The sequence below is a fragment of the Brachybacterium sp. P6-10-X1 genome (genome assembly GCF_001969445.1).
Lineage (GTDB): Bacteria > Actinomycetota > Actinomycetes > Actinomycetales > Dermabacteraceae > Brachybacterium.
This window is the reverse complement of the sequence record NZ_CP017297.1, coordinates 507,038-530,498: the sequence shown is the minus strand read 5'-3', so window position 1 is coordinate 530,498 and position 23,461 is coordinate 507,038. Positions and strand designations below refer to the sequence as shown.

Annotated in this window: 21 protein-coding genes; 9 read left to right on the top strand and 12 right to left on the bottom strand. The window is 69.6% G+C overall.

All coding sequences use genetic code 11. The features are described from left to right. Positions 1-122: 122 nt before the first annotated feature. On the bottom strand, positions 123-863 hold the full coding sequence (locus BH708_RS02335) for a hypothetical protein (protein ID WP_076806301.1): 741 nt from the start codon (positions 861-863) through the stop codon (positions 123-125). A gap of 78 nt (positions 864-941) precedes the next feature. On the opposite strand from BH708_RS02335, the gene BH708_RS02330 reads away from it, so the two are divergent. The 5 genes from BH708_RS02330 (at position 942) to BH708_RS02310 (ending at position 5,545) form a co-directional block, all read left to right on the top strand. Beyond that, positions 942-2,825: an AAA family ATPase gene (locus BH708_RS02330; protein WP_076806300.1), complete on the top strand. Its 1,884-nt coding sequence runs from the start codon at positions 942-944 to the stop codon at positions 2,823-2,825. A gap of 134 nt (positions 2,826-2,959) precedes the next feature. After that, positions 2,960-3,772 carry a hypothetical protein gene (locus BH708_RS02325; protein ID WP_157235663.1) on the top strand — a complete coding sequence of 271 codons (813 nt, stop codon included), beginning with the start codon at positions 2,960-2,962 and terminating at the stop codon, positions 3,770-3,772. Between the two features lie 4 nt (positions 3,773-3,776). Then, positions 3,777-4,223, top strand: a complete 447-nt coding sequence (locus BH708_RS02320) for a hypothetical protein (protein WP_076806295.1) — start codon at positions 3,777-3,779, stop codon at positions 4,221-4,223. Further along, a complete protein-coding gene (locus BH708_RS02315) occupies positions 4,220-5,206 on the top strand; it encodes a hypothetical protein (protein WP_076806293.1) in 987 nt (328 codons plus the stop codon). Before BH708_RS02320 ends, BH708_RS02315 begins: the two co-directional genes overlap by 4 nt. Positions 5,207-5,233: 27 nt before the next feature. After that, complete coding sequence (locus BH708_RS02310; RefSeq protein WP_076810688.1) at positions 5,234-5,545, top strand: Lsr2 family protein; 312 nt, start codon at positions 5,234-5,236, stop codon at positions 5,543-5,545. Between the two features lie 18 nt (positions 5,546-5,563). On the opposite strand, the gene BH708_RS02305 is transcribed toward BH708_RS02310, so the two are convergent. After that, on the bottom strand, positions 5,564-6,580 hold the full coding sequence (locus BH708_RS02305) for a site-specific integrase (RefSeq protein ID WP_216639491.1): 1,017 nt from the start codon (positions 6,578-6,580) through the stop codon (positions 5,564-5,566). A gap of 152 nt (positions 6,581-6,732) precedes the next feature. Continuing rightward, complete coding sequence (locus BH708_RS02300) at positions 6,733-6,951, bottom strand: AlpA family transcriptional regulator (protein ID WP_172805726.1); 219 nt, start codon at positions 6,949-6,951, stop codon at positions 6,733-6,735. 316 nt (positions 6,952-7,267) lie between these two features. On the opposite strand from BH708_RS02300, the gene BH708_RS02295 reads away from it, so the two are divergent. Continuing rightward, positions 7,268-8,533 (top strand): tyrosine-type recombinase/integrase, encoded by a 1,266-nt coding sequence (locus BH708_RS02295; RefSeq protein WP_157235661.1) that lies wholly within the window; start codon positions 7,268-7,270, stop codon positions 8,531-8,533. A gap of 282 nt (positions 8,534-8,815) precedes the next feature. On the opposite strand, the gene BH708_RS02290 is transcribed toward BH708_RS02295, so the two are convergent. The 4 genes from BH708_RS02290 to BH708_RS02275 all read right to left on the bottom strand — a co-directional run bounded on the left by BH708_RS02290 (position 8,816) and on the right by BH708_RS02275 (position 13,555). Further along, positions 8,816-10,192 carry an NAD-dependent succinate-semialdehyde dehydrogenase gene (locus BH708_RS02290; protein ID WP_076806289.1) on the bottom strand — a complete coding sequence of 459 codons (1,377 nt, stop codon included), beginning with the start codon at positions 10,190-10,192 and terminating at the stop codon, positions 8,816-8,818. Between the two features lie 13 nt (positions 10,193-10,205). After that, positions 10,206-11,414, bottom strand: a complete 1,209-nt coding sequence (gene doeA / locus BH708_RS02285; protein ID WP_076806287.1) for an ectoine hydrolase — start codon at positions 11,412-11,414, stop codon at positions 10,206-10,208. Then, positions 11,414-12,673 carry an aspartate aminotransferase family protein gene (locus BH708_RS02280; protein WP_076806285.1) on the bottom strand — a complete coding sequence of 420 codons (1,260 nt, stop codon included), beginning with the start codon at positions 12,671-12,673 and terminating at the stop codon, positions 11,414-11,416. Before BH708_RS02280 ends, doeA begins: the two co-directional genes overlap by 1 nt. Before the next feature lie 279 nt (positions 12,674-12,952). Then, positions 12,953-13,555, bottom strand: coding sequence for a MarR family winged helix-turn-helix transcriptional regulator (locus BH708_RS02275; protein WP_076806283.1), 603 nt, complete (start codon positions 13,553-13,555; stop codon positions 12,953-12,955). Positions 13,556-13,663: 108 nt separating this feature from the next. Between BH708_RS02275 and BH708_RS02270 the strand changes: the two genes are divergently transcribed. Together BH708_RS02270 and BH708_RS02265 are read left to right on the top strand one after the other, a co-directional pair. After that, positions 13,664-15,859, top strand: coding sequence for an efflux RND transporter permease subunit (locus BH708_RS02270; protein ID WP_371329953.1), 2,196 nt, complete (start codon positions 13,664-13,666; stop codon positions 15,857-15,859). An 87-nt stretch (positions 15,860-15,946) separates the two neighbouring features. Then, complete coding sequence (locus BH708_RS02265; protein WP_076806281.1) at positions 15,947-16,828, top strand: formyltetrahydrofolate deformylase; 882 nt, start codon at positions 15,947-15,949, stop codon at positions 16,826-16,828. Between the two features lie 19 nt (positions 16,829-16,847). Here BH708_RS02265 and BH708_RS02260 read toward each other — a convergent pair whose 3' ends face one another. Together BH708_RS02260 and BH708_RS02255 are read right to left on the bottom strand one after the other, a co-directional pair. After that, a complete protein-coding gene (locus BH708_RS02260) occupies positions 16,848-17,468 on the bottom strand; it encodes a response regulator transcription factor (RefSeq protein ID WP_076806279.1) in 621 nt (206 codons plus the stop codon). Continuing rightward, on the bottom strand, positions 17,465-18,718 hold the full coding sequence (locus BH708_RS02255) for a sensor histidine kinase (RefSeq protein WP_076806278.1): 1,254 nt from the start codon (positions 18,716-18,718) through the stop codon (positions 17,465-17,467). Before BH708_RS02255 ends, BH708_RS02260 begins: the two co-directional genes overlap by 4 nt. A 121-nt stretch (positions 18,719-18,839) precedes the next feature. Here BH708_RS02255 and BH708_RS02250 point away from each other — a divergent pair, with 121 nt between their 5' ends. After that, on the top strand, positions 18,840-20,066 hold the full coding sequence (locus BH708_RS02250; RefSeq protein ID WP_076806275.1) for an acyltransferase family protein: 1,227 nt from the start codon (positions 18,840-18,842) through the stop codon (positions 20,064-20,066). 51 nt (positions 20,067-20,117) lie between these two features. On the opposite strand, the gene BH708_RS02245 is transcribed toward BH708_RS02250, so the two are convergent. From BH708_RS02245 to BH708_RS02235, 3 genes are read right to left on the bottom strand one after another with little or no spacing between them, the layout of a single operon-like run. Further along, positions 20,118-21,044, bottom strand: coding sequence for a carbohydrate ABC transporter permease (locus tag BH708_RS02245; protein ID WP_083713209.1), 927 nt, complete (start codon positions 21,042-21,044; stop codon positions 20,118-20,120). Next, on the bottom strand, positions 21,041-21,988 hold the full coding sequence (locus BH708_RS02240) for a carbohydrate ABC transporter permease (protein WP_076806273.1): 948 nt from the start codon (positions 21,986-21,988) through the stop codon (positions 21,041-21,043). Before BH708_RS02240 ends, BH708_RS02245 begins: the two co-directional genes overlap by 4 nt. Beyond that, positions 21,985-23,379 (bottom strand): extracellular solute-binding protein, encoded by a 1,395-nt coding sequence (locus tag BH708_RS02235; RefSeq protein ID WP_083713840.1) that lies wholly within the window; start codon positions 23,377-23,379, stop codon positions 21,985-21,987. Before BH708_RS02235 ends, BH708_RS02240 begins: the two co-directional genes overlap by 4 nt. Positions 23,380-23,461 lie beyond the last annotated feature (82 nt).

Sequence of the window (23,461 nt, the reverse complement as noted above, 5' to 3'; positions counted from 1 at the left end):
CTGACCAGCGACGATGAAGCCTCATCCGCGTCGGGATGGGGTGGGAGCAGGGTGGGAACGCGTCGTGACCTGCACCGATGATGTTGGGACTACGGAAGCGGCCAGGTGGGCCAGCTCCTTCATCAGATGTCCCTGTGGCCTCCGAAGGGCTCGTCCGGGTCGGGCAGACCGGCGGCGAGGCGGTAGTCCTCGTCGGTCAGCGCGGCGGTGAAGATGTCGGGGTCGATCACCTCGTGCGGCACGGGCTCGCCGTCCTCGACGGCCTGGGCGTAGGACAGCCACGCGTACATCATCGACAGCGGGAACTCGTCGTCCGGGCCGACGTAGGCGCGGCGGCGCCACAGCGACCACAGCACGATCGCCTGGGCGATGTCGGAGGTGACCGCGTCGCGACGGGAGGTGGCCTGACGGCGGGCTTCGGTGAGGGCGAACTGACCGTCTTCCGCCCCGGCCGCGCAGGCAGCCAGAACGCCTGCGGCGCCGGGTGGCAGAGGGTCGGTGATGGCCGCGAGACCTAGGTCCAGCAGCATCCGGTCGCGACTCCAGTCGTCCTCGTCGTCGGGGGTGAAGGTGACGTCGGCGGCGTCGCGGAAGGTGCCGAAGCCGGAATGCGGGGCCCGCCACGGATCGGACGGCGGGAGGGTGTCGAGGATCGTGGCGGTCACGCCGGTGGCCCAGGCGATGGTGAACGTGGGGGTGCGGCGGGTCCACTCGCGCAGGCGCCGGTCGATGTCGACCCGGGTGGACAGCGGCAGCAGCGGTTCGTGAGCGGCGCCGGCCCACTGGGCGAACGTGCGGCGTCTCGAGGTCGCTTCCTCGCGCGTTAAGTCCATGATTCCGCCCATCAGTCGTCGCTCGTGCATGTGTCCATGTTTCCACGTCCGACCAGGGGTGACGAAACCGCCACGGACTTGATCGGCCGAACTTGGCATATAACCAGTATGAGCACTTTTCGCGTCGGCCTCATCGGACTGCCCCACATTCGTGACGCCTTCGAGCAGCTGGGCGTCGAGACCGTCTCCGCAGACACGTTCCTGGAGACGACCCGCACCCTGCGTGAAGCAGCCGCTACGGGCTCTCTGCCGGTCCTGGTCGAGGATCAGCGACAGACCGGTCTGGCCCAGCTTCTCGCCCGCCTTGCCGAGACCGGGACGGTCACCGTCGCCCGCCGGGAACGGCCCGTGCTCGAGGACTCCTGGGCGTCGATCCCGATCGCCTCCCCGCTTGCGGACTACCTGCGTGCCGCAGGCCGTGCCGATGAGGACATCGATCCGGCTCTGGAGCAGGTCATGGTCGATGAGGACGGGGCGATCGACGGGCAGCTTCCCGCCGCGGACACGGTCGCAGTCGCCTCCGCCGACCCGGTGGCTGACGACTCCTCGGCCCAGGCCGAGCCGGAGGCCGCCGATTGGCTCTTAGACACCGACGACCCCGTCCCGACCTCTGACGGCACCGAGCCCGTCGACGCGCAGCCCGTGACCGCCCCTGAACCCTCGCCGCAGGATGGCCGGTCCGAGCCGTCGGAGCTGACCGATTGGCTCTCCGACGGAACCGATAGCCCCGAGCCACTGCCCGAACCGATAGCCGAGCCCGTCGTCGAGACCCCGGGTACGGACGATGAGGACGAGGATTTCGACGGCCTCTACGAGCCTGCACCGAGCCCGGAGACGGCCACGAATCATCCCGCCGACCCCGAACGCACTCCCCCGCCGGCCTCGAGCGAGGATGAGCCGCGACGGGCCCGGCGGAGGATCGCCCTGCCCACGTTCGCCCCGCGCCCCGAACCGGCCGAGCCCGAACCGGCGATGTCGGCTGACCAGTCGGTGGACGAGGATCTCTTCGACGGCGTGCCGGCCCGCGACGTGGAACCCGGCGAGACGGACGAGGAGGTCGAGCTCGACGTCGATGACGCCCTCGACGGTCTGGCCGGTCCTTCTCGCGCCACCGTCACGAGGCAGAACACCGCCCTGGGGCTGCTGCTGGTCATCTACGCCGGCAAGGGCGGGGTCGGCAAGACCACCCTGGCGATGTGCCTGGCGCAGGCGGCCGCCGAGACCGGCGGGCTGTCGGTGTGCCTGATCGACGCCAATCGCGGTCAGGGCGACCTCGGGTTGTACATGCGGGTGCGCAAGTCGGAGCTGCCCTCGATCTACGACGCGGTGACCATCGGTGACCTGTCCTCGGCGATCATTCCGCCCGAGCAGATCAACACCGCCCGCGGTGGCGCCGGCGACCAGATCGCGTTCTGGTTCGTCCAGGCCCCGCGCCCCCAGCGCGAGGGGGACATTTCCCTGGAAGTCGCCGCGACCCGTCCCGAGGATTACGCCGAGATCATCGCCGAGGCCCGCCGACGCTTCGACCTGGTCATCGTCGACACCCAGATCACCGAGGCGCTGGACACCTCCGGGCTGATCGACCGCGCCGTCGGCCCCGCCCTGGCCCGCGGCGGCTACGCGCTGGGGATGGTCGAGCTGTCCACCCCCGGGGTGGAGAACCTGCTGACCTCGATGACCTACCTGCGCGGTCTCGGCGCCGACCCCGCCCGCATGATGACCATCGCCAACAACATCTCCCCCGACGTGCGCGAGCTCGGCAAGATCCCGCAGCTGCTCGGCCAGCACTCGCGGTGGAAGGGGGCGATCAGCCACGACCAGCGCATCTATGAGGACATGGTCCAGCGCCGTATCCCCCACGCGGTGCCGCCGATGCACACGGTCGTCCTCGACGTGCTGGAGACGATGACCGGCATGGCCGAGTTCACCGCGCCGCCCGATGAGCCAGGCCGGGCGCGCAAGCCTTGGTGGAAACGGTGGCTGCTGCGATGAGGGCGACGACCACCACCATCTCGACGTCTTCCAGTGACCTGTGCACGTTGCTGGATCGGATGAGCTGGGCCCGCGCCGCCGCCGAATACGCTCGCCCGAGCCGCCCGGTTCGTGTGCATGCTCTCCCGCCGACCATGTGGATCCGACCCGCCCGGGGGACCGGCGGGGCCAAGGCCGCCGCTGACGGGGTGCTGCCCGCCGCGATCACCTGGCACGGCGGTACGGTCCGCCTCGCCGGGACCGAGGAGAGCCCCAGCACCGAGTGGGGAGTGGATGCCGCCGGCACGACACTGTCCGGATCAACCCGACTCGCACCCGGGGAAGGCCTCGTTGGCCGTCCCGAGGAGCGCATGTGGCCGATCCACCACGCTCCCCCGCTCAGCCCCCGCGAGGCCGGACGCATCCTCGATGGGCTCCAGGAAGCCGGTCAGCTGGCCCGCTGGCAACTGCTGTCCAGCCTCGAGAGCCTCGCCCACCGACAGATCCCCGCAGTGGCGACGTCGATCTTCCGAGAAGTCGCCGACGTCGACGAGGCCCAGGTGGCGCCAGCTCTGCTGGATGCGCAGCAGCTCGAGGTCGTCGTCACCGACGTGATCTACGGGACCTCCGGGGCGGACAGTCGCATCCTGCGCAGCCTGGAGCGCTGCCTGGATCCGGCCACGACTCGCAAGGTCGACCCGATCCGCTACCTCACCGCCCAGGTCCGTCGGGATCTGGCCGACCAGGTGCGGGTAGCGATCGGTGACCCGCAGGTCGGGCCCCGTATCCGACGCGTCGCCCGCGCATTGCCCGCCGGCGCGTCACTCGAGTCGATCATCAATCGCTACAACCAGGTCCACCCCTGCGATCGCATCTCCACCACGCGGGCGATCCGCGCGCTCACGGTCGCCCCGTCCATCGAATCAACCGCCCTCCGAGACGTCTTCGAGGCCCGCCACCATGTGTGAACCCATGCCGAACACCACCGACATGCACCAGCTGATCGAGCACCGTCGCCGAGCCAACACCGCCCGCGGCGAACTGCTTCAGCTGATCTCCGACGGGATCCTCACCCCGTGGGAGGGGCTGGTCGCCGCCGCCACGGCGGGCGAGAAGGCGCTGCTGCGCCTGACCCTCGATCAGCTGGTCACCGCCGGGCCCGGCATCGGTCAGGCCCGCGCCCGCGACATCACCGCCCAGGTCGCCCATATCCTGGCCACCACGGAGGCGCACACCACCACCGGGCGCGTCACGATCGGCTACATCCTGGACGAACGGGCTCGAGGCAGGAGGCTGCTGGCGGTGCTGGACGCGTTCATCTCCCACGGTCTAATCCGCCAGAACGCAGACCTTCCGGTCTGGACCGGCTTCCCCTTCACCCCTCGCCCCGTCGACGCGAAGGTGCAGGAGCAGCGATGAGAACCCACCCTGACACCTCTTCGAAGGTCCGCAAGACGGCGCGGCACCACCGTCGCTGCGAGTGCGACCGGGACACACTGGATACGCCGTGGAAGGCGCAGGTGTGCCAGATCCTGCACACCCGCGACCAGGCCGCGGCCCGGGCCCTGTTGGATCAGTTCCTGCTGGCCAACGAGGTCGAGATCGCTCGCGTCATCCGCCGCGCCCAGCGCGTGGCCCACCTCGACTACCGAGACAAGGACACCGCCTACTCCTACTTCGGCCAGGCGCTGATGAAGATGATCGACCAGCGCTGGCGCGCCAAGACCGGCCCCGGCACCAGCCAGGTCTTCAACTACTCCCGCAACCTGCCTTCGATCCTGGAGGCCGAGACGCGCTACGTGGTGCGCGAGGACCGCCGCCGCGGACTGCTGGACGGCACCGCCGGCGTGCCCGGCGACAGCGCCCACGACCGCAAGGCCAAGGCACTGGCGCGGTCCCGGCAGCTATTCGAGCGCGAACATGCCCGCACCCCCGAGGACGACGAGCTCGTCACCTTCCACAACGAGCGGATGCGCGACACCCGCAAGGACCCCGCACGCCAATCCGTCCTCGCCACCGCCAGCGACCTGCGCTCATTGACAGCAGTCCCGCTGCAGGACCCCGACCTGACCACCGAACCCGGACTGGTCTCCGAAGACGCCCCCGACCTGGGCCTTCCCGAGCGCCAGCAGCGCCTCAACGCCGTCATCGCCGAATGCCAACAGAAGGACATCGAGCGCGAACGGACACGACGTCGCGCCCTGAAGCGAGAACCGGTCCAGATGGCGACGGTCGCCCGTGTCTACCTCGCCGACCACGCCCACGGGGAGCTGGCGACCCGGCAGGAGATCATCGACAAGCTCGGCATCACCCAACAGGCTGCTCGACGCGAAGTCGGCTCCCACCTCCAAGAGATCATGACGCTGTTGAAAAATGCCTTCTCCGACTACCATCGCGCATGACACGAGAACTCGATCATGGAGGTCCCCATGGCTCGCAAGACGAAGATCACCCTGGTAGATGACACCGACGGGTCCGACGCGAACAGCGCGGTTACATTCGCGCTGGACGGTGTCCGTTACGAGATCGACCTGAACGACGAGAACGCCTCCGAGATGCGCTCGGACTTCTCGAAGTGGACGTCACCCGCTCGTCGCGTCGGGGGCCGTGCTAAGCGCGGAACGGGCAAGAGGAACGAGACGAAACTGATCCGCGACTGGGCAGCGCAGAATGGATACGCGATCTCCGATCGCGGGCGTATCCCCGCCACAGTTCGGGAGGCATACGCAAAGGCCAGCTAACGCCGCCGCCTCGATCGGCTATAGACCGATCTGCCCGGCAGTGGAGTCTTCGACAGCGCTGGCCGGACGGACATATCTGGCAAGGGAGTCCAGTCGCCGGTGCCTGGTCGTGCGCGAGATGGCCATCGGATCAACGCCCGCCTCCGCGGCAGAGGTTGCGTGTCCTGCGCGCAGGGAATGGCCAGACACCCAGGACTCCCCCGCACCAGCCGCCTGCGCGTAGTCCTTTCCGGTGATGCCCGCGGCCGTGGCGCGGGCCCGGATGATGCGGGCGATCGAGCGGTCCGACAGCGCAGTGTCGGCGATGCGCAATCGGTTGTAGATACGGGAGAAGACGGGGCTGTCGTCACCGAGGCGTCGTCCACTCACCTCGAGCCAGTCCTCGAGGGCGCGCACTGGGCAGGTCTCGGGGTGTGTGCCCAGTGGGATGCCGACGAGGTCGCCGTGACCGGACTGGTCGGTCTTCGAGCGACGGATGCGCAGAAGCAGTCCGGCTTCCCGGCGGGTGAGGTCCTTCGTCGTCAAGGCGGCGATCTCGCTTCTGCGTTGAGCGGCGGCGAGCCCGACGAGCAGGATCGCTCGATCCCGCTTGCCGACGGGCGAGTCAAGGTCGCCCATCGCCTCGATGATGCGTCGCATGGTGACGGTGGTGATCGGAGCTGCACGACGCGTCGCAGCCGTCCCGAGCATCCGACCGGCGGAGCGGAGCGCCTGTCGGACTCCGTGGTGGGTAGCGGGGTCCGCCAATCCGTTGTCAAGATGTGCGGCCGAGATGGCGGCGACATCTCGCGAGATCGTCGCATGGCACACGGTGTTCGATCGATAGGCGATGTAGGCCGCGATGACATCGGGTGCGGCCGGGTAGCCGTGGTACCCGCGTTCGCGGCACCAGATGGTGAAGGTGCGGATGGCGGAGGCGTAGGAGCGGCGCGTCTCCGCGGACCTACTGCATGCTAGGAGGTCCCCGACGCGCTTGACGTCCTCCGGGCTGATCGCAGGGATACGCGGGGACGTGGTGTCTACCTCTGCACCCACGACATCTCCCTCTGAGTCCTCGGGCCGGAGCGAGCCGAGCACGAATCCAGCCCCTTGGCCCCGCACGATCCGGGTCATCATCATCGATCAGCGCAATCGGGACAACCAGGGGGATCCTGTTCGCCACCGAGTATCAGGCTGATGCGTGGCGCTCAGCCGACAGCGTCGTGCTCCTGCTCCGCGATCCAGTCGTTGACGCTTGAGGCACGGTACCTGACGCGACCGCCGACCTTGAAGTTGGTAGGGCCGATCCCGAGGCTCCGCCAGTTCGCGAGTGTGCCTGCGGAAAGCCCGAGTATCTCTCCCACTTCGCGGGCCGTGAGCAGTTCGTCGATCTTCACGCCATCGCGGGACTGGGTCTTGCGGGGCATCGTGTCCTCCGAATCAGACCGGGGCCGCGACTCGGCCCCTCGTACTTGCATCAGTGGGCGGGGGCGGGGACTCATGGGACATGTCGCGGAGGCAACGGCAGACACCGCTGGGCTCATGGTGCTTCACGCGGAGTGCTCCTGGTTCAACCTGCGCCAGACGCAGGCGGTGTGCCTTATGAAGGGATGCCGTGATTTCCCGGTGGGAGGACAGTTGGTCTCCTCGTCAGCTGAAGGTTCATCCCCCTGGTCGCGGATGCTGATCTCCCGGCGGGGTCGGCACAGGGGGCTACGCCGACGATGATCGCGGCTTAGGCTGATGTGGACGACGAGAGGAGTTGGGAGCATGTCCCGAGCCGCGACCACCAGGTTGGAACCCGGGGAACACAGCATCGACAGGGCTCAGGTCTTCCCGTACCGCGACGGCTTCGCTATGCGATGGTCGATTCGACTCCATGGCGGACGGCTCATGCGCCCACTCACCCAGGGGCCGACGAAGGGCAAGGTCAGGGCTCGAGCGAGGGCTCGGGCTGCGGATCTGCTGAGCAGTTCCGGCGACGGTGGATGGAAGGGCGCCAGCAAGGCCCTCGACTATCTGGACAAAGTCACCCTCCCGGCTATCCGTGCCGAGCGTCTCGCCGACAGCACCACGAGACGGTACGAGCTGGCCCACCGGCTACTGCGCGGAGAGTGCGGGGACGAGGCATGCAGGCACACCCATGCTCTGGCCGGTCTCTCGCTGCGAGAGGCGATGCGGCCCCGGGCCCTGACCTCGTGTCTCGAGGAGATCGGGAGGCTGCACGGTGCGGTCAACGCGAAGCATGCGAAGACCGTGGCGAAGAAGTACCTGGCGGCACCGCTGCGCGTGGACGAGGTGATCGAGTACAACCCCCTCACCGATCTGGAACTCGACCTGTCCGGGGCCAAGAATCCGGCATACTCGAGGGGTGGGCGGGCGCTGACTGCGGAGCAGTACCGCGCAGCCATCGAGTACTTACTCGCCGCCGATCCGGAGAGCGTGAAAGCTCCGAAGCGCGGACGGTGGACGCGGGAGCAGCGGGTGATCGAGCGTGCCGCATGCATCGACATCGTGCTCGCACAAGCAACGACGGGGCTGCGCACCTCTGAGCTGTGCATGAGGCCCACGGAGGACTGCCACGTGGACGCCTCCGGCACGTTCATCGTCGAGTTGTCTCCGGAGGCCACGAAGACGCGTACGGGCCGTCCAGTACCTGTCCTCGCTCCCGCGGTCAGTAAGCGTCTCGCGACGCGGCTGGATTCTGGGAGTCCGTGGCTCTTCCCTTCGCCGACCGACCAAGCGAAGGTCTGGGACCCCCGCAACCGTGATCGGAAGCTCGCGGCGCTCTACCGGGAGCTCGCCGAGCAGCTCCACATCGAGATGTTCGAGTACGAGCGGGGGCACTCCTGGCGCACCACGAACAACACGCTGCTGTACGACGTGCTTCCCGAGGCGACGCGCACCCGGCTCTTCGGCCACACAGCGGCGATCAACCGGCAGCGGTACACGGCCGTGACGAGCACCGAGGCTGTGGTCTCTGCGGCAGCCGGCATCTTCGAGAAGTGACCGCTAAAGTGACCGCTAGCAACGGGATTTGCCGGTCACATCCCGGAGCCTCCGTGAAGTTCCCGAGCACGCGCATCCGCTCACTGCCTGCGATTTCTCCGATCTACCTGGTCGTCCGCGCTTGATCGACGCAGAGTCACGGGGTCGCAGGTTCAAATCCTGTCAGCCCGACCGATGTCCTGAAACCAGACACTGTCAGCCCGACCGAGAGGGAACACCCTCCCACCTGCACCAGCAGGCGGGAGGGTGTTCTGCATTCCCCGTCGTCCGGGTCAGGGCGAGTCAGTCCTTCGCGGGCCCCACCCACACCTGCTGGGCGTTGGTGAACTCGCGGATGCCGTGCGGTCCCAGCTCCCGGCCGTAGCCCGAGCGCTTGATCCCGCCCGAGGGCAGCCGGGGATCCGACTTCACGATGCCGTTGACCGAGACCTGCCCCGCTTCGATGCGCCGGGCCATCTCGACCCCGCGCTCGGTGTCGGTCCAGATCGCGGCGCCGAGACCGTAGGGGGTGTCGTTGGCCAGCGCCAGGGCGTGCTCCGTGTCGTCCGCCGCCATCACCACGGCGATCGGCCCGAAGGTCTCCTCGGTGCAGGCGGCCATCCCCGGCTCCACGCCGGTCAGCAGGGTGACCGGATAGAAGAGGCCCTCCCCCGGAGGCATCTCGCCTCCCAGCACGCAGGTGGCCCCCGCCTCGACGCTCGAGGCGACCTGACGGTGGAGGCTTTCGCGCAGCTCCTCCCGGGCGATCGGCCCCACGGCCGTGGCCGGATCGCGGGGATCGCCGACCACCAGGTCCCGCAGCTGCGCGGCCAGCAGCCGGACGAACTCATCGTGCACGGAGCGTTCGACGATCACGCGCTTCGCGGCGATGCAGGACTGGCCGGCGTTGATGATCCGCGACAGCGCCGAGACCTCCGCGGCCCGGGGCAGATCGGCGTCGGCCAGCACGATGCAGGGATCGGAGCCGCCGAGCTCGAGCACCGCAGGCTTGATCTCGCTGGCCGCGATCGCGGCGACCTGGGCACCGCCGCGGTCCGAGCCGGTGAACGACACCGCCCGGATGCGCGGATCGCGGATCGCCTGCTCGACGTCCTCGGTCTGCGCCAGCAGGGTCTGGAACACCCCCTCGGGGGCGCCGACGGCCCGGAACACCTCCTCGAGCGCGGCGGCGCAGCCGGGCACGTGGGGGTCGTGCTTCATGACGCAGGTGTTGCCGGCCATGAGCGCCGGGGCGCAGAAGCGGAACGCGACCCAGAACGGGGCGTTCCAGGGCAGGATCCCGAGCACCGGGCCCAGCGGCAGGTACTGGACGTAGGAGGAGGTCGCGTCGGAGTCGAGATGCTCGTCGGCCAGGTACGCGGGGGCGTGCTCCGCGTAGTGCTCGGCGGCCCAGGCGGCCTTGCCCACCTCCCCCCGCGCCTCCCCGATGGGTTTGCCCATCTCCTCGGTCATCAGCGGCGCCAGCTCGTCGGTGTGCTCGCGCATGTGGGCGGCGACGCGACGCAGCACGTCGGCCCGCTCGGCGAGGGTGTACTCCTTCCAGGAGGTGTAGGCGGCGTCGGCGCGGTCGATGACGGCGGTGATCTCCGCGGGCGTCGCGGCGGGCACCTCGCGCACGACGGCACGGGTGGTGGGGTCGATGGCGGTCAGCATGGTCATGAGGCCGCTCCTCTCAGAAGCCGTGCGGGACGGCGGCGGGGGTCGGGAACGAACGGGCGGAGCTCTCGTGGACGGTGAAGTCCTCGGGCAGGGTGAAGAACGACTGACAGCCGTCCTCGGTGATGCGGACGGTGTCCGAGATGCCGACGGTCTTGTTCCCGTCCACACCCCACATCCACGGGAGGACATGGAGGGTCATGCCCTCCTCGAGCGGACGGTCGTCCCCGTCCATCAGGGAGAGGATGTAGCCCTCGTCCCAGGAGGGTGGGAAGGCGATGCCGATCGAGTAGCCGGCGCGGGTCACCAGCTGCGCGCCCACGTCGTTGCTCTCGATCATCGATCGGGCGAGCCGGTCGACCTCGGCGACGGTCACCCCCGGCTTCATCAGGCTGCGCAGCTCCGCCAGCGTGTGCTTCATCAGCTCCTGCGCGGAGTGCATCGAGTCCGAGAGCGCCCCGTTGACCGCGGTGCGCATCAGAGCGGTGTGGTACCTGCGGTAGCAGCCGCCCACCTCGAGATACACGTGCTCGCCGGGGCGGATCATGCGGCCCTCCCAGGTGGAATGGCCGATCATCGAGCGCGGACCGGAGGCGACGTACGGCAGCACCGCCGGGAACTCGCCGCCGGAGCGGAACATCGCGGCGGTGACGGCGGCTGCCACCTCGTTCTCGGTGGCCCCGGCCACCGCCGCCTGGAGCCCCGTGGCCATTCCGGCCTCACCCGCATAGGCGGCCAGCTGCATCACCTCGATCTCGGCCGGCGACTTGCGGATCCGTCCTTCCTCGACGATGCCGAAACAGTCCACCGGGCCTTCGCCGAAGGCGTCGTGGAAGCGGTCCTGCTGGTAGGCGGGGAAGTAGTAGCTGTTGCGCTCGTACCCCACCCGGGAGTCGCTGAGCCGCAGATCCCGCAGGGTGCTGACCAGCTCGAGGATCGCGTCCCCGGTATCGGGATAGGGCCGGGAGTGCTCCACCCACGTCCTCGCGACGACGTTGGACTCCTCGAGCGCACGGGTGATCATCACCGCGTCCGCCTCCAGCGGCACGATCAGGGCCTGGAAGAAGGAGTACCCGGTGGTCTGATGGTCGGTGAGATACATCAGGTTCTCGGGATCGGTGATGATCACCGCGTCCAGCTCGCGCCGGACCATGCGTTCCCGCAGCTCCCGCAGACGACGTTCGTACTCCTCGGGCGCGAACGTCATATCGGACCGGCGGCGCATCAGTCCTCCCCCGCAGCCGCGGAGATCGCCTGCTCGAGCAGGTCCAGCCCCTCGGTCAGATCGCGCTCCTCGATGGTCAGCGGCGGGATCAGCTTGATCACCCGCCCGCCGCTCCCGCAGGGGCCGATCAGCAGCCCGGCCTCGAAGGCCGTCTGCTGGACGCGCTTGGCGAAGGCCCCGTCGCCCGTGTCCAGGGCCTGGATCATGCCGCGACCGCGGACCTCCCAGCCCCGGCCCGGGTTCGCCTCCACGATCTTCGCCAGCCGCTCGCGCATCCGCTCGCCCTTGGCCCGGACCTCGTCGCCGAAGGTGTCGTCGGTGAAGTAGTCCAGCGCCACGGCGCCGGCGACGAAGGACAGCCCCGGGCCGCGGAAGGTGCCGGTGTGCGCACCGGGCGACCAGTGGTCGTCGACCTCGGGCTTGTTGAGGTTCATGGCGATCGGGGTGCCGAAGCCGCCCAGGCCCTTGGCCAGGGTGATGATGTCCGGGTCCAGGCCCATGCCGTCGAAGGAGAAGTAGCTGCCGGTGCGGCCGATGCCGGCCTGGATGTCGTCGAAGATCACCAGGGCGCCGATCTCCCGGGCGAGGTCCTGGACCTCGTGCAGCCATTCCTTGCTGGCGACGTTGACGCCGCCCTCGGCCTGGATCGGCTCGACCAGGAACGCCGCCGGGGGCAGCAGCCCGCTCGAGGGATCCGCCAGCGCGGCCCGGTAGTCCGCCAGCGCCGTGTCCCCGCCCGGGGCGGTCTCGAACGGCAGGCGATGGATGTTCTCCAGCGGCACGCCGGACCACTGCCGGAAGGCGTCGTTGGCGGTGGCCGCGAGCGAGCCCAGCGTCATGCCGTGGAACCCGTGGCTGAACGCCACGATCTCCCGACGGCCGGTGGCCTTCCTGGCGAGCTTCATCGCCGCCTCGACCGCGTTCGAGCCGGTCGGCCCCATGAACTGCATCCGGTGGTCCATGCCGCGCGGTGCCAGGACCACCTCGTGGAAGCGGGAGACGAAGTCCCTCTTGGTGGTGGTGTAGGTGTCCAGGCTGTGCGTGACGCCGTCGGCCTGGATGAAGTCGATCAGGGCCTGCTTCATGCGGGGATTGTTGTGCCCGAAGTTCAGCACGCCGGCGCCGGCGAAGAAGTCGATGTAGGACCGACCGTCCTCATCGACCTGCCGCGCGTTGGAGGCCGAGGCGAACACCGTGGGGTAATTGCGGCAGTAGCCGCGGATCTCGGATTCGTGTGCTTCGAAAACAGTGGTGTCCATGGGAGACCTCTCTACGGTGGAAGGCGATCCCGATCTCCATGCGCGGCCCTCATAGCGAAGATCGCCTCATCTGGCAAGGGTGAGCCGGTATGCCGACTTTCACCTCCCGTGTCGCACCCCGTCAAGATCCCCATCGCCGGGAGGTCTGGACGAATGTCCCGCTGCAGGTCACTCGACCGACCACACGGTAGGTCGCCGTTCTGGGAACGCCGCGAGAGGGGGCGGTGGCCCCGTCGCCCCGAGGGAAGGATCGAGGTCTCTCCTGCGTCCCTGGGACGGTCAGGACGGCCCGTCGGGCTCCCCCGACCGTGCGGCCCAGTCCACCCCGTCCACGGAGATCTCCGCGGCCATGTCCTCCAGGAAACCGATGACGACATCGCGCTCCGCCGGGTCCAGGCGTCGAGCGGCGAGCACGCGGCGCGCCTGCTGCGCGCCGACGGTGCGCATCGCCGCCTCGCGCGTGGCGGGCTGGATGCCGATCACGAGCGCGCGACGGTCCGAGGGATGCGGGCGACGTCGGATGTGCCCGGCCCGTTCGAGGCGGTCCAGGAGCTTGGTGGTCGAGGCGGTGGAGATCTCCAGGGCCAGCGCGATGGCGCTGGGCGTGGCGAGGGTCCCGGTGTTCTCGCAGGCGATGACGAAGTGCAGGGCGCGCATGTCGGTCTCGCCGAGATCCATGTACCGCAGCGAGGCGTCGGCGAGCTCCTTCTCCGCGGTGCGCAGCTGTCCCAGGGCGGCCATCAGGGCGTCGATCTGGAGGAGGTCACGTTCCGAGAGCCCCGAGCGATCCACCAGCTCGGCGCCGGGATCGCTCGCCGCGAGGCTGTAGATCGAGCGCGGGGAGAGAGGTTCCGAGGCCGACCCGGGCTCATCGCTGGTCATGTCCGCCAATATACCTCGACGGCATCACGCCGGGTTATTATCTCGCCAGGCTAACGACATGTGGCACACTGGGTCCGGCCCCCACTCGCCCTCCGAAGGATCCCTCCTGTGACCGAGCAGCCCCGCTCAGCCGGCCCCGCGCATCGTCGGCCCCTGCCCCGCACACCACGGGCACTGCGCATCCTCCTGCCCGCGGTGCTGATCCTCGTGTGGCTGGCAGCGGCGGCCATCGGCGGGCCCTACTTCGGCCGGGTCGACGAGGTCTCCTCCAACGACCGCACCGCCTACCTGCCGGACTCGGCGGAAGCCACCCAGGTCCAGGCGCTCGCCAAGGACTTCACGGGATCGGAGGCGATTCCTGCGATCGTCGTCATCACCTCCGAGGACGAGATCAGCGAGGCGGAGATGAACGCTCTGGCCGAGGCCACCGAGCAGCTCGCCGAGATCGACCAGGTCTCCGGCGACATCTCCCCGCCGATCCCCGCCGACGACTCCCTGGCGGTCCAGGTGTTCGTCCCGATCGACGCCGACGCCGACATCGGCGCGGTCGTCACCCAGCTCGACCAGGAGCTGGCCGCGGACCTGCCGGAGGGGCTGACGCCCTACGTCACCGGTCCCGCCGGCTTCTCGGCCGACCTCGCCGACGCCTTCGCCGGCATCGACTTCCTGCTGCTGGGCGTCGCGCTGGCCGCGGTGCTGGTCATCCTGGTCATCGTCTACCGCTCTGTGCTGCTGCCGCTCATCGTGCTGTCCACCTCGCTGTTCGCCCTGTGCGCGGCGCTGCTGGTGATCTGGCACCTCGCGGCCAGCGGGGCCCTGCTGCTGAGCGGGCAGACCCAGGGCATCCTGTTCATCCTGGTCATAGGAGCAGCCACCGACTACTCCCTGCTGTACGTCGCCCGCTACCGCGACGAGCTGCGCCACCGCGAGGGGGCATGGGCAGCAACGGTCACAGCCCTTCGCGGCACCATCGAACCGGTGCTCGCGTCCGGTGGCACCGTGATCGCCGGCCTGCTGTGCCTGCTGCTGTCGGACCTGAAGTCCAACAGCACGCTGGGTCCGGTCGCGGCGATCGGGATCGCCTTCGCCATGCTCGCAGCGCTGACGTTCCTGCCCGCCCTGCTGTACGCCACCGGCCGCGTGGCCTTCTGGCCGCGGCAACCGCGATACGAGCCCGCGACGGCCGACGCGAGCTCGACCGTGGCCGATCACGGAAGGTGGGGGCGGGTCGCCCAGGCGGTCTCCCGCCGGCCCCGGCCGCTGTGGATCCTCACCGCGATCGTTCTCGCGGCCGGCTGCCTCGGCACGCTCTCGCTGGACGCCGACGGGGTCCCGCAGTCGGATCTCGTGCTCGGCTCCTCCTCCGCCCGGGACGGACAGGAGGCGCTCGGCGAGCACTTCCCGGCAGGAGCCGGCAGCCCCGTGCAGGTCGTCGTCGACCGGGGCGACCTCCAGGCCACGGCGGACGTGCTGCTGGCCGAGGACGGCATCGCCTCCGTCTCCGTGACGGCGGCGGACTCCCCCGGCGGCTCCGCCCCCGTGACCGCCGACGGCATCGGCGCACAGGGCCCGCCGGGGACGCCCGCCCCGGAGCCCACCGTCGTCGAGGGAAAGGTCCTGGTCCAGGGCACCCTCACCGCAGCGCCCGATTCGGCCGAGGCCGAACGGACCGTCCGCGATCTGCGCGAGGCTCTGGACCAGGAGGACGTCGAGGAGATCGTGGGCGGGGTGACCGCCACCTCGATCGACACCAACGACGCCTCCGTCCATGACCGCACGCTGATCATCCCCGTGGTGCTGGCGGTGATCCTCGTGATCCTCATGCTGCTGCTGCGCTCGCTGCTCGCGCCGGTGCTGCTGGTGGCGACCACCGTGCTGTCCTTCGGCACCGCGCTCGGGGTCGCGGCGCTCGTGTTCGAGCACGTCCTGGACTTCCCCGGGGCGGATCCGGCCGTGCCGCTGTACGGATTCGTGTTCCTGGTCGCGCTCGGGATCGACTACAACATCTTCCTCATGACCCGGGTGCGCGAGGAGTCGCTGCGGCACGGGACCCGGGCGGGCGTCGTGCGCGGTCTGGCGGTCACGGGCGGGGTGATCACCTCCGCCGGGCTGGTGCTGGCCGCCACCTTCGCGGCGCTGGCGGTGATCCCCATCCTGTTCCTCGCCCAGATCGCGTTCATCGTCGCCTTCGGCGTGCTGCTGGACACCTTCGTGGTGCGCACCCTGCTGGTCCCGGCGCTCGCTCTCGACGTCGGCAGGGCCATCTGGTGGCCGTCCCGACTCTGGCGCAGCGGATCGCCGTGAGCACGCCGACGTGACGTGCGCCCCCCGGCCGGCCCCGGGATGCGGGCAGATCGGTGCCGGCGCGCCGGAGACTCCTAGGATTCACGCATGAGCAGTCCGAGCCCCACCGGCACCCCCGCCCCCACCGTCGAGTACGTCCTCACCTTCGTGTGCGAGGACCGCGCCGGGATCGTCCACGCGGTCACCGGTGCGATCGTCGAGGTGGGTGGGAACATCACGGAGTCGCGTCAGTTCGAGAGCGGCAGCACCCACCGCTTCTACATGCGTCTGCAGCTGACCACCAGCGCCTCGACGCAGGAGATCGCCGCGGCCCTCGCCCCGGTCATCGAGCGCTTCGGCATCGAGCACCATCTCGATGTGGTGGGCCGACCGCTGCGCACCCTCGTGCTCGGCTCCACCGCCAAGCACTGCCTCAACGACCTGCTGTTCCAGGTCGACGCCGGCCACCTCCCCATCGAGGTGCCGCTGATCCTGGCCAACCACCCCACCCTCGAGCCGCTGGCGCGATTCCACGAGATCCCCTTCGAGCAGCACCCCACGAAGGGCGAGCACGCCAAGGCCGCCTTCGAGGATCGGGTGCGGCGGGCGATCGACGAGCACGACATCGAGCTCGTGGTGCTGGCGCGGTACATGCAGATCCTCTCCCCCGAGCTGTGCGCGGAGCTCGCCGGACGCTGCATCAACATCCACCACTCGTTCCTGCCGGGTTTCAAGGGCGCCAACCCCTATCGCCAGGCCCATGCCCGCGGCGTCAAGCAGATCGGGGCCACCGCCCACTTCGTCACCAGCGACCTCGACGAGGGCCCGATCATCGAGCAGGACGTGATCCGGGTGGACCACACCCGCTCCCCGCAGGAGTTGATGGCGATCGGGCAGGATGCCGAGGTGCGGACGCTGCGCCAGGCGGTCGCCTGGTTCGCGCAGTCGCGGGTGCTGCTGGACGGGACCCGCACCGTCATCTTCCGCTGACGACGAACGGGCGGAGCGCTCAGACCAGCCCGAGCTCCCAGGCGGTGCGAACCGCGGAGGCACGGTCCCCCACCCCGAGCTTCTCGTAGACGTGCATGAGGTGGGTCTTCACCGTCGCCTCCCCGATCCCGAGCCGGGAGGCGACCGCCCGGTTCGTGCAGCCATCGGCCACCAGGCGCAGCACCTCGGCCTCGCGGGAGCTGAGCGCGACCTGGCCGTCCCGGACCCCGGCGAGGGCGGCGAGGGCCGCAGGGGCGAGCACCGCCCTCCCCACCGCAAGGTCGTGCACGGCGCGGACGACCTCCTCGCGGGGACTGTCCTTGAGCAGGTAGCCGTCGGCACCGGCCTCGAGCGCACCACGGATGTCCCGATCGGTGTCGTACGTGGTCAGCACCAGGATCCGCGGGGTCCTGCGGCCTCCTTGCCGCAATGCCCGGATCGCCTCGATCCCGCTGGTGCCGGGCATCCGCAGGTCCATCAGCACCACGTCCGGGCCGACCGCCTCGCTCACCGTGACGGCCTCGCCGCCGTCCTGGGCGGCGCCGACCACGGCGATCTCCTCCTCGGCCCCGAGCATCGCGACCAGACCGTCGCGGACCACGGGGTGGTCATCGACCACCACCACCCTCACGGGGCTCATCGCGGCACCGTCGCCGTGACGGTGGTGCCCTGACCGGGGGCGGAGGAGATCTCGAGGCGCCCGTCGACCCGGCGCGCGCGCTCGACCATGTTGGACAGCCCGTGGCCGCGCTCGACGGCACCCGGCTCGAAGCCGCGGCCGTCGTCGACGATGCGCAGGATCGTCGTCTTCTCGTCGCCGAGCAGGGTCGCCGTCACCGTGCCCGCCCCGGCGTGGCGGGCGATGTTCGCCAGGGACTCCTGGGCGACGCGCACCAGAACGTGGCCGTGGCGGCTCTCCCACGGCGCCTCGTCGGCGTCGAACGTGGCAACCACCCGGTGGGTCCTGGCCCAGCGGGCCACCAGGGCCGACAGCGCCTCGACGAGGCCGGTGTCGTGCAGCTGGTGGGGGCCGAGCGCCTCCACCGCCCGACGCGCCTCGAGCAGACAGTCGCGCGCGGCCTCCTCGGCGATCGCGAGGTGTTGGCGCGAGGCCGGGTCGACGTCGGAGCCGACCATCTCGAGCTGGCGGATCACGCCGATCAGCCCTTGGGCGACGGTGTCGTGGATCTCGCGCGAGAGCCGGTCCCGCTCCTCGTCGGCCCCGGCGCGTCGCGCCCCGGCCATCAGCTGCTCGTGCAGCTGCGCGTTCTCCCGGTTCACACGGTCGATCTCGGTCAGCGCCTGCTCGCGCTGGTCGAGGATCCGTTCGCGCTCACCCGCCAGGAACATCATGCAGACGGCGATCAGCATGTTCACGACCGCGAGCCCGATGAAGAACCAGACCTCCGTCAGGACCACCTGCACCCCGCCCAACTGACCGACGGCGCACAGCAGCGCCGTCACCACGACCACCGCCTGCGCCGTGCCGCCGGTCAGGAATCGCTGGGAATCGATGTAGCCCACGAAGGTGTAGATGCAGGTCATCGGATTCAGGAGAGTCCCGATCGCGACCAGCACCAGATGCAGGACGTAGAGCATCACGAGTGGTCGGGCCCCCGGGCGCGAGCGTCGCAGCAACTTCTCCAGCAGGACGCGCACCAGCAGGATCACGCCCGTCGGGACGAGGGCCCACAGCACGGTGTCGCCCGGCATCCAGGTCTGCTCCGCGATCCAGCCCACCGACCAGGCGACCAGGAGCAGAGCCGGCGGGATCCAGACCTCGAGCTTCTCTCCCCGCGAGCCCTGCCAGACCTCGGATCGCGCAGCACAGGGCGCGGGCTCGCTCTCGAGCTCGGCCCGCGGCCGCGCCGGCGCAGGGAGAATCGCCATGGGTGCCAGTGTTCCCCGAGATCCGTCCCGGCGCCAGGGCCGGCGCATCCGCAGATCGGTGGATGCCCCCTCTCCCGATCGGGCGAGGCGCGGAGACGACGAGGTGCCTACCGTCGAGGTCATGTCTCAGAACCCGTCCTCCGGCCCCTCGACCGGCTCACCCTCGACCACCGGTCCTCAGCGGCTCCACCACCTCGACGCGCTCCGCGGCGGAGCGCTGCTGCTGGGCGTGCTGCTGCACGCCCTGATGCCCTTCCTCCCCGGTGACCTCTGGCTCGTCAGCGACAGCCACGACTCCTGGGGAGCGCTGGGCGCGGTCGGGGTGATCCACCTCTTCCGCATGATCCTGTTCATGATGCTGGCCGGCTACTTCGGGCACATGGTGCTGCACCGCCGGGGCGCCGGGTCCTATGTGCGGGACCGGCTGATGCGCATCGGGCTGCCGTTGGTCGTCTTCCTGCCGGGGCTCTTCGTGCTGGTCATCATGGCCGTGCAGCTGAACGCCGCCGTGCGCGGTCTCGGTCCTCTCACACCCCCGCCGCCACCGCCCGGGGCGCCCACGGGCATCCTCGCCCTGCCCACGCTGCACCTGTGGTTCCTGCTCCTGCTGCTCGAGATCGTGCTCGTGGTCGTGGTGGTGCGTGCCGTGCTCCTGCGTCTGCTCGGCACCGGGCGCGCGGAGCGGGCCTCCCTCCGCATCGCCTCGGCGCTGTCCTCCCCGTTCGGTCTCCTCCTGGTCGCCGCCCCGTACGCGGTGGGCCTGATGGTCCAGGGCGGGAACGTCGCCAGCATCACCGAGCCCACCACGCTGGTGCCGGTGGCGGGCGCGAGCATCACCTATGGCGCCGCCTTCCTGGCGGGGTGGTTCCTGCGGGCGCACCCCTCCGCGCTGGGCCGGCTGCAGCGGCAGTGGATCCCGCAGCTGGCGGTCGCCGTCGTGCTCAGCCCGCTCGCCCTGCTCGCACCGGCCTCCACGCCGCCGGTCCTGGTGGCGGTCCTCGCCGCGCTCGCCGGGTGGGCGTGGGTGTACGGTCTGCTCGGACTCACGGGGAGACTCGTGAGGCGGGAGATCCCGTGGGTGCGCTATCTGGCCGATTCCTCCTACTGGATCTACCTCATCCATTTCCCGCTGCTGCTGCTGGTGGAGGTCCCGCTGGCGGACCTCGCCCTGCCGCTGCTCATCAAGCTCGCCATCGCCCTGGCGGCGGTGATGACGGTGCTCCTGATCAGCTACGACCTCCTGGTGCGCTCCACCTGGCTCGGGAAGTGGCTCAACGGCCACCGCCGCGCCCGGGCGATGTCCGGGAGCAGGCGGCGACGCGAGGACCGGGTCACCGAGCCGGCCTGAGCGCGCTGCGGCGACGCCGACGCCGGACTGGCGACGCCGGACTCGTCCAGGTCAGCCCTTCACGCCGCCGGCCGCGGCGAAGCCCTGGCCCAGGGTGCGCCCCAGGAACAGGTACAGCACCACCACCGGCAGCGAGTAGAAGATCGAGAAAGCGGCCAGCTGGCCGTAGGCGACCTGCCCGTACTGCGAGGAGAAGGTGTACAGCGTCACCGCGGCCGGGAGATTCTCGGGGCTCAGCAGCAGCATGAACGGGACGAAGAAGTTCCCCCACATCATCACGAAGGTGAAGATCGTCGCCACGGCCAGACCCGGACGCATCAGCGGCAGCACCACCGACCACAGGGCCCGGTACACGCCGGCGCCCTCGGTCCAGGCGGATTCCTCGATCTCCACGGGCACGCCGTCCATGAACCCCTTGGTCAGGAAGATCGCATACGGCAGGGAGCTGGCGCCGAGGAAGAGGATCGCCCCACCCATCGAGTCGATCAGGTTCACCTGCACGAACAGCGAGTAGACCGGGATCATGATCGCGGTGATCGGCAGTCCTGTGGAGAAGATGATGCCCAGCAGCAGCGGACGTTTGGCACGGAACCGGTACCGCGACATCGGGTACGCGCACAGCACCGCCGTCGTCATGGTGACCACCGTCGCCCCGCCGCACAGGATCAGGGAGTTCAGCAGCGGCCGGAAGGTGGTCTCCATGTTCCAGATCGCCGCGAAGTTGCCCAGGGACCAGGAGCTCGGCCAGGCGATGGACAGCGACGCCTCGGTGTTGAAGGAGGCGAGCACCACCCACAGCAGCGGGACCAGGAAGGCCGCGCCGATCACCAGCATCACGACCGTGCTGGCGATCGTGGTGCTGCGTTCACGCGGCCCCATGCCGGAGCGGCGCGGTCTCAGCCGCGAGCCGTCGCCGGAGCCGGGACCGCCGCGGCCCTCCCGCGTCGCGGGATCCGTGGTCTCGTCGATCGCGGTCATCGCTTGTCCTCCTCCGGGAGCAGACGCAGGTACACCAACGAGGCCACCGCTCCGATCAGGAGCAGCAGCAGGGCCACGGCGGTGCCGTAGCCGAGCTGGCCGTAGGAGAACGCCTGCTCGTACATGTACAGCGGCAGCGTCTGGCTCTGCCGGGACGGCCCGCCACCGGTCATGATGAAGATCAGCCCGAACACCGACAGCGTCTGCAGGGTGGTCAGCATCAGGTTGGTGGCGATCGCGGGCCGCATCAGCGGCAGCGTCACCGAGACGAATCGGCGCACCGGGCCGGCTCCGTCCAGGGAGGCGGACTCGTAGACGTCACCGGGAACGGAGCTGAGCGCCGCCGAGTACACCAGCATCGAGAACGCGGTGCCGCGCCAGATGTTCGCGAAGGACACCGCGATGATGGGCGCGCTGAACAGCAGCTCCTGCGGCGGCAGCCCGATCGCCGTGATGATCGCATTCAACGATCCCTCGGGGGCGAAGAACGTGTAGAGCAGGTAGCCGGCGACCACCTCCGGGAGGATCCAGGCGGCGATCACGATCGAGGTCACCACGAAGGAGATCACCCGGCTGGCGCGCTCCAGCAGCAGGGCCAGCAGCATGCCCATGACGTTCTGGCCGATCACGGCGGACACCACCGTGAAGATCAGCGTCAGGATCACCGAGTTCCAGAAGTCGCCGTCGGTGAACGCGTCGGTGAAGTTCTCGAAGCCGACGAACTCGGCGTCCTCGGCGCCCTTGCCGCGGATGGCCTTGTCGGTGAACGCGAGGTACACGGAGTACACGATCGGCCCCAGCATGAAGCCGATCAGCAGCAGGAACGCCGGGACCATCGGCACGGCCCGGGTCGCGGTCAGGCCGTTCCCCAGCCTCCCGCGCCGCGGCGGCGGCGGGGCCGCCAGGGACGGCTCGTGCTCCGTCGTGGGGGCGCTGGTGCTCATGCGCTGGCCTCCTGCACGTTCTCGGGCCCGACGATGTCGGTGACGGTGGCGTCGTACGCGGCGGCCGCCGACTCAGGGCTGACGCCGGTCATCACGGCCTCCATCGCTTCCTGGATGGCGGAGGACACCTCCGGGTAGGCCGGGAGGGCCGGGCGGTAGTAGGCGGTCTCCAAGATCTCGGTGAAGTACTCGACCGCCGGGGAGTAGCCCTGGTAGCGCTCGTCGGCCGCGACGTCCTCGCGCACGGTGATGTGGTTGTCGGCGATGGCGAAGTCCACCAGGGTCTCCGTCGAGACCAGCTTCTCGAGGAAGGCGAAGGCGGCATCACGGTCGGTGACGTGCTGCGGGATCGACAGCCCCCAGCCGCCGGCCAGGGTCACGGTGCCGTTGCCGCCGCCGTCCTGGGTGGGCATGTCCGCCAGACCGATCACGTCCGGCCACTCGGGCCAGGGCCGGGCCGCGGACTCGGTCCAGTTCTGGGAGATCCACGAGCCGTCCACCAGCATGCCGAGCTTCTTCTCCGGCAGCAGTGTGGTGTAGATCGACTCGGAGATGTTCGGGTCCAGCAGCTGAGCCGGCGGGAGGGTCAGGTCCTCCTCGAAGACCGTCTCCAGGAAGGCGAGGGAGTCGATGAACCCCCTCGAGCCGATGATCCACTTCTTGGTCTCGCGGTCGTACAGCCAGCTGTCCGGCGCGGTGCCGTACAGCAGCATCTCGAAGCCCTGCATCGAGGCCTTCTCGCCCTGCGGCGTGCCCGCGAACATGAAGAACGGGGTCGCCTCGCTGTCGGAGTCGCGGATCGCGCGTGCGGCCTCGAGGATGTCCGCCCAGCTGCCGGGCTGCCAGTCCTCGGGCAGTCCGGCCTCGGCGAGCACCTCGCGGTGGAACCAGATGGCGCGGGTGTCCGTGGTGATGGGGATCCCGTAGATCTCCCCGTCCTCCCCGGTGACGGCGACCTTCGAGGCGTCGGCGATGTCGTCCCAGTGCTCGAAGCCCTCGGCCAGGTCGGTGATCGGCTGCAGGTAGCCCGCCCCGACGTCGGAGAGCAGGATGAAAGAGTCCTCGTACACCAGATCGGGGCTGGTGCGGGGCGAGCTCATCAGCAGCTCGTTCTTGGTGAAGTAGTCCCCTTCGGAGGCGACGATGGGGACCAGCTCCACCGTCAGCTGAGGGTTCTCGGCGGAGAACTCCTCGGCGGCGGTGGTGATCCACTGCTCCTTGATGGTCCCTGAGCCGAACTGCTGGAAGGCGATCCGGATGACCGAGGGGTCACCGTTGCTGCCGGCGCAGCCGGCCAGTGCGGTCAGCGGAAGGACCGTCGCGACCCCCGCGCTCAGGCGCAGGAAGGTGCGGCGGTCGGGGGACGACCGGGTGAGCGGTCCTGGGGCCACGAAGACCTCCTCGTCGACATCGGGCACAAGGCTCGACCTTAGCCCCTGCGGCGCGGGTCACACCATCTCTCCCCCGGCGCGT

Excerpts from the sequence above, each read along its gene's own strand:
- BH708_RS02335 (WP_076806301.1), bottom strand. The coding sequence starts at position 863 with ATGCACGAGCGACGACTGATGGGCGGAATCATGGACTTAACGCGCGAG.
- BH708_RS02330 (WP_076806300.1), top strand. The coding sequence starts at position 942 with ATGAGCACTTTTCGCGTCGGCCTCATCGGACTGCCCCACATTCGTGAC.
- BH708_RS02325 (WP_157235663.1), top strand. The coding sequence starts at position 2,960 with ATGTGGATCCGACCCGCCCGGGGGACCGGCGGGGCCAAGGCCGCCGCT.
- BH708_RS02320 (WP_076806295.1), top strand. The coding sequence starts at position 3,777 with ATGCCGAACACCACCGACATGCACCAGCTGATCGAGCACCGTCGCCGA.
- BH708_RS02315 (WP_076806293.1), top strand. The coding sequence starts at position 4,220 with ATGAGAACCCACCCTGACACCTCTTCGAAGGTCCGCAAGACGGCGCGG.
- BH708_RS02310 (WP_076810688.1), top strand. The coding sequence starts at position 5,234 with ATGGCTCGCAAGACGAAGATCACCCTGGTAGATGACACCGACGGGTCC.
- BH708_RS02300 (WP_172805726.1), bottom strand. The coding sequence starts at position 6,951 with ATGCCCCGCAAGACCCAGTCCCGCGATGGCGTGAAGATCGACGAACTG.
- BH708_RS02295 (WP_157235661.1), top strand. The coding sequence starts at position 7,268 with ATGTGGACGACGAGAGGAGTTGGGAGCATGTCCCGAGCCGCGACCACC.
- BH708_RS02290 (WP_076806289.1), bottom strand. The coding sequence starts at position 10,192 with ATGACCATGCTGACCGCCATCGACCCCACCACCCGTGCCGTCGTGCGC.
- doeA (WP_076806287.1), bottom strand. The coding sequence starts at position 11,414 with ATGCGCCGCCGGTCCGATATGACGTTCGCGCCCGAGGAGTACGAACGT.
- BH708_RS02280 (WP_076806285.1), bottom strand. The coding sequence starts at position 12,673 with ATGGACACCACTGTTTTCGAAGCACACGAATCCGAGATCCGCGGCTAC.
- BH708_RS02275 (WP_076806283.1), bottom strand. The coding sequence starts at position 13,555 with ATGACCAGCGATGAGCCCGGGTCGGCCTCGGAACCTCTCTCCCCGCGC.
- BH708_RS02265 (WP_076806281.1), top strand. The coding sequence starts at position 15,947 with ATGAGCAGTCCGAGCCCCACCGGCACCCCCGCCCCCACCGTCGAGTAC.
- BH708_RS02260 (WP_076806279.1), bottom strand. The coding sequence starts at position 17,468 with ATGAGCCCCGTGAGGGTGGTGGTGGTCGATGACCACCCCGTGGTCCGC.
- BH708_RS02255 (WP_076806278.1), bottom strand. The coding sequence starts at position 18,718 with ATGGCGATTCTCCCTGCGCCGGCGCGGCCGCGGGCCGAGCTCGAGAGC.
- BH708_RS02250 (WP_076806275.1), top strand. The coding sequence starts at position 18,840 with ATGTCTCAGAACCCGTCCTCCGGCCCCTCGACCGGCTCACCCTCGACC.
- BH708_RS02245 (WP_083713209.1), bottom strand. The coding sequence starts at position 21,044 with ATGACCGCGATCGACGAGACCACGGATCCCGCGACGCGGGAGGGCCGC.
- BH708_RS02240 (WP_076806273.1), bottom strand. The coding sequence starts at position 21,988 with ATGAGCACCAGCGCCCCCACGACGGAGCACGAGCCGTCCCTGGCGGCC.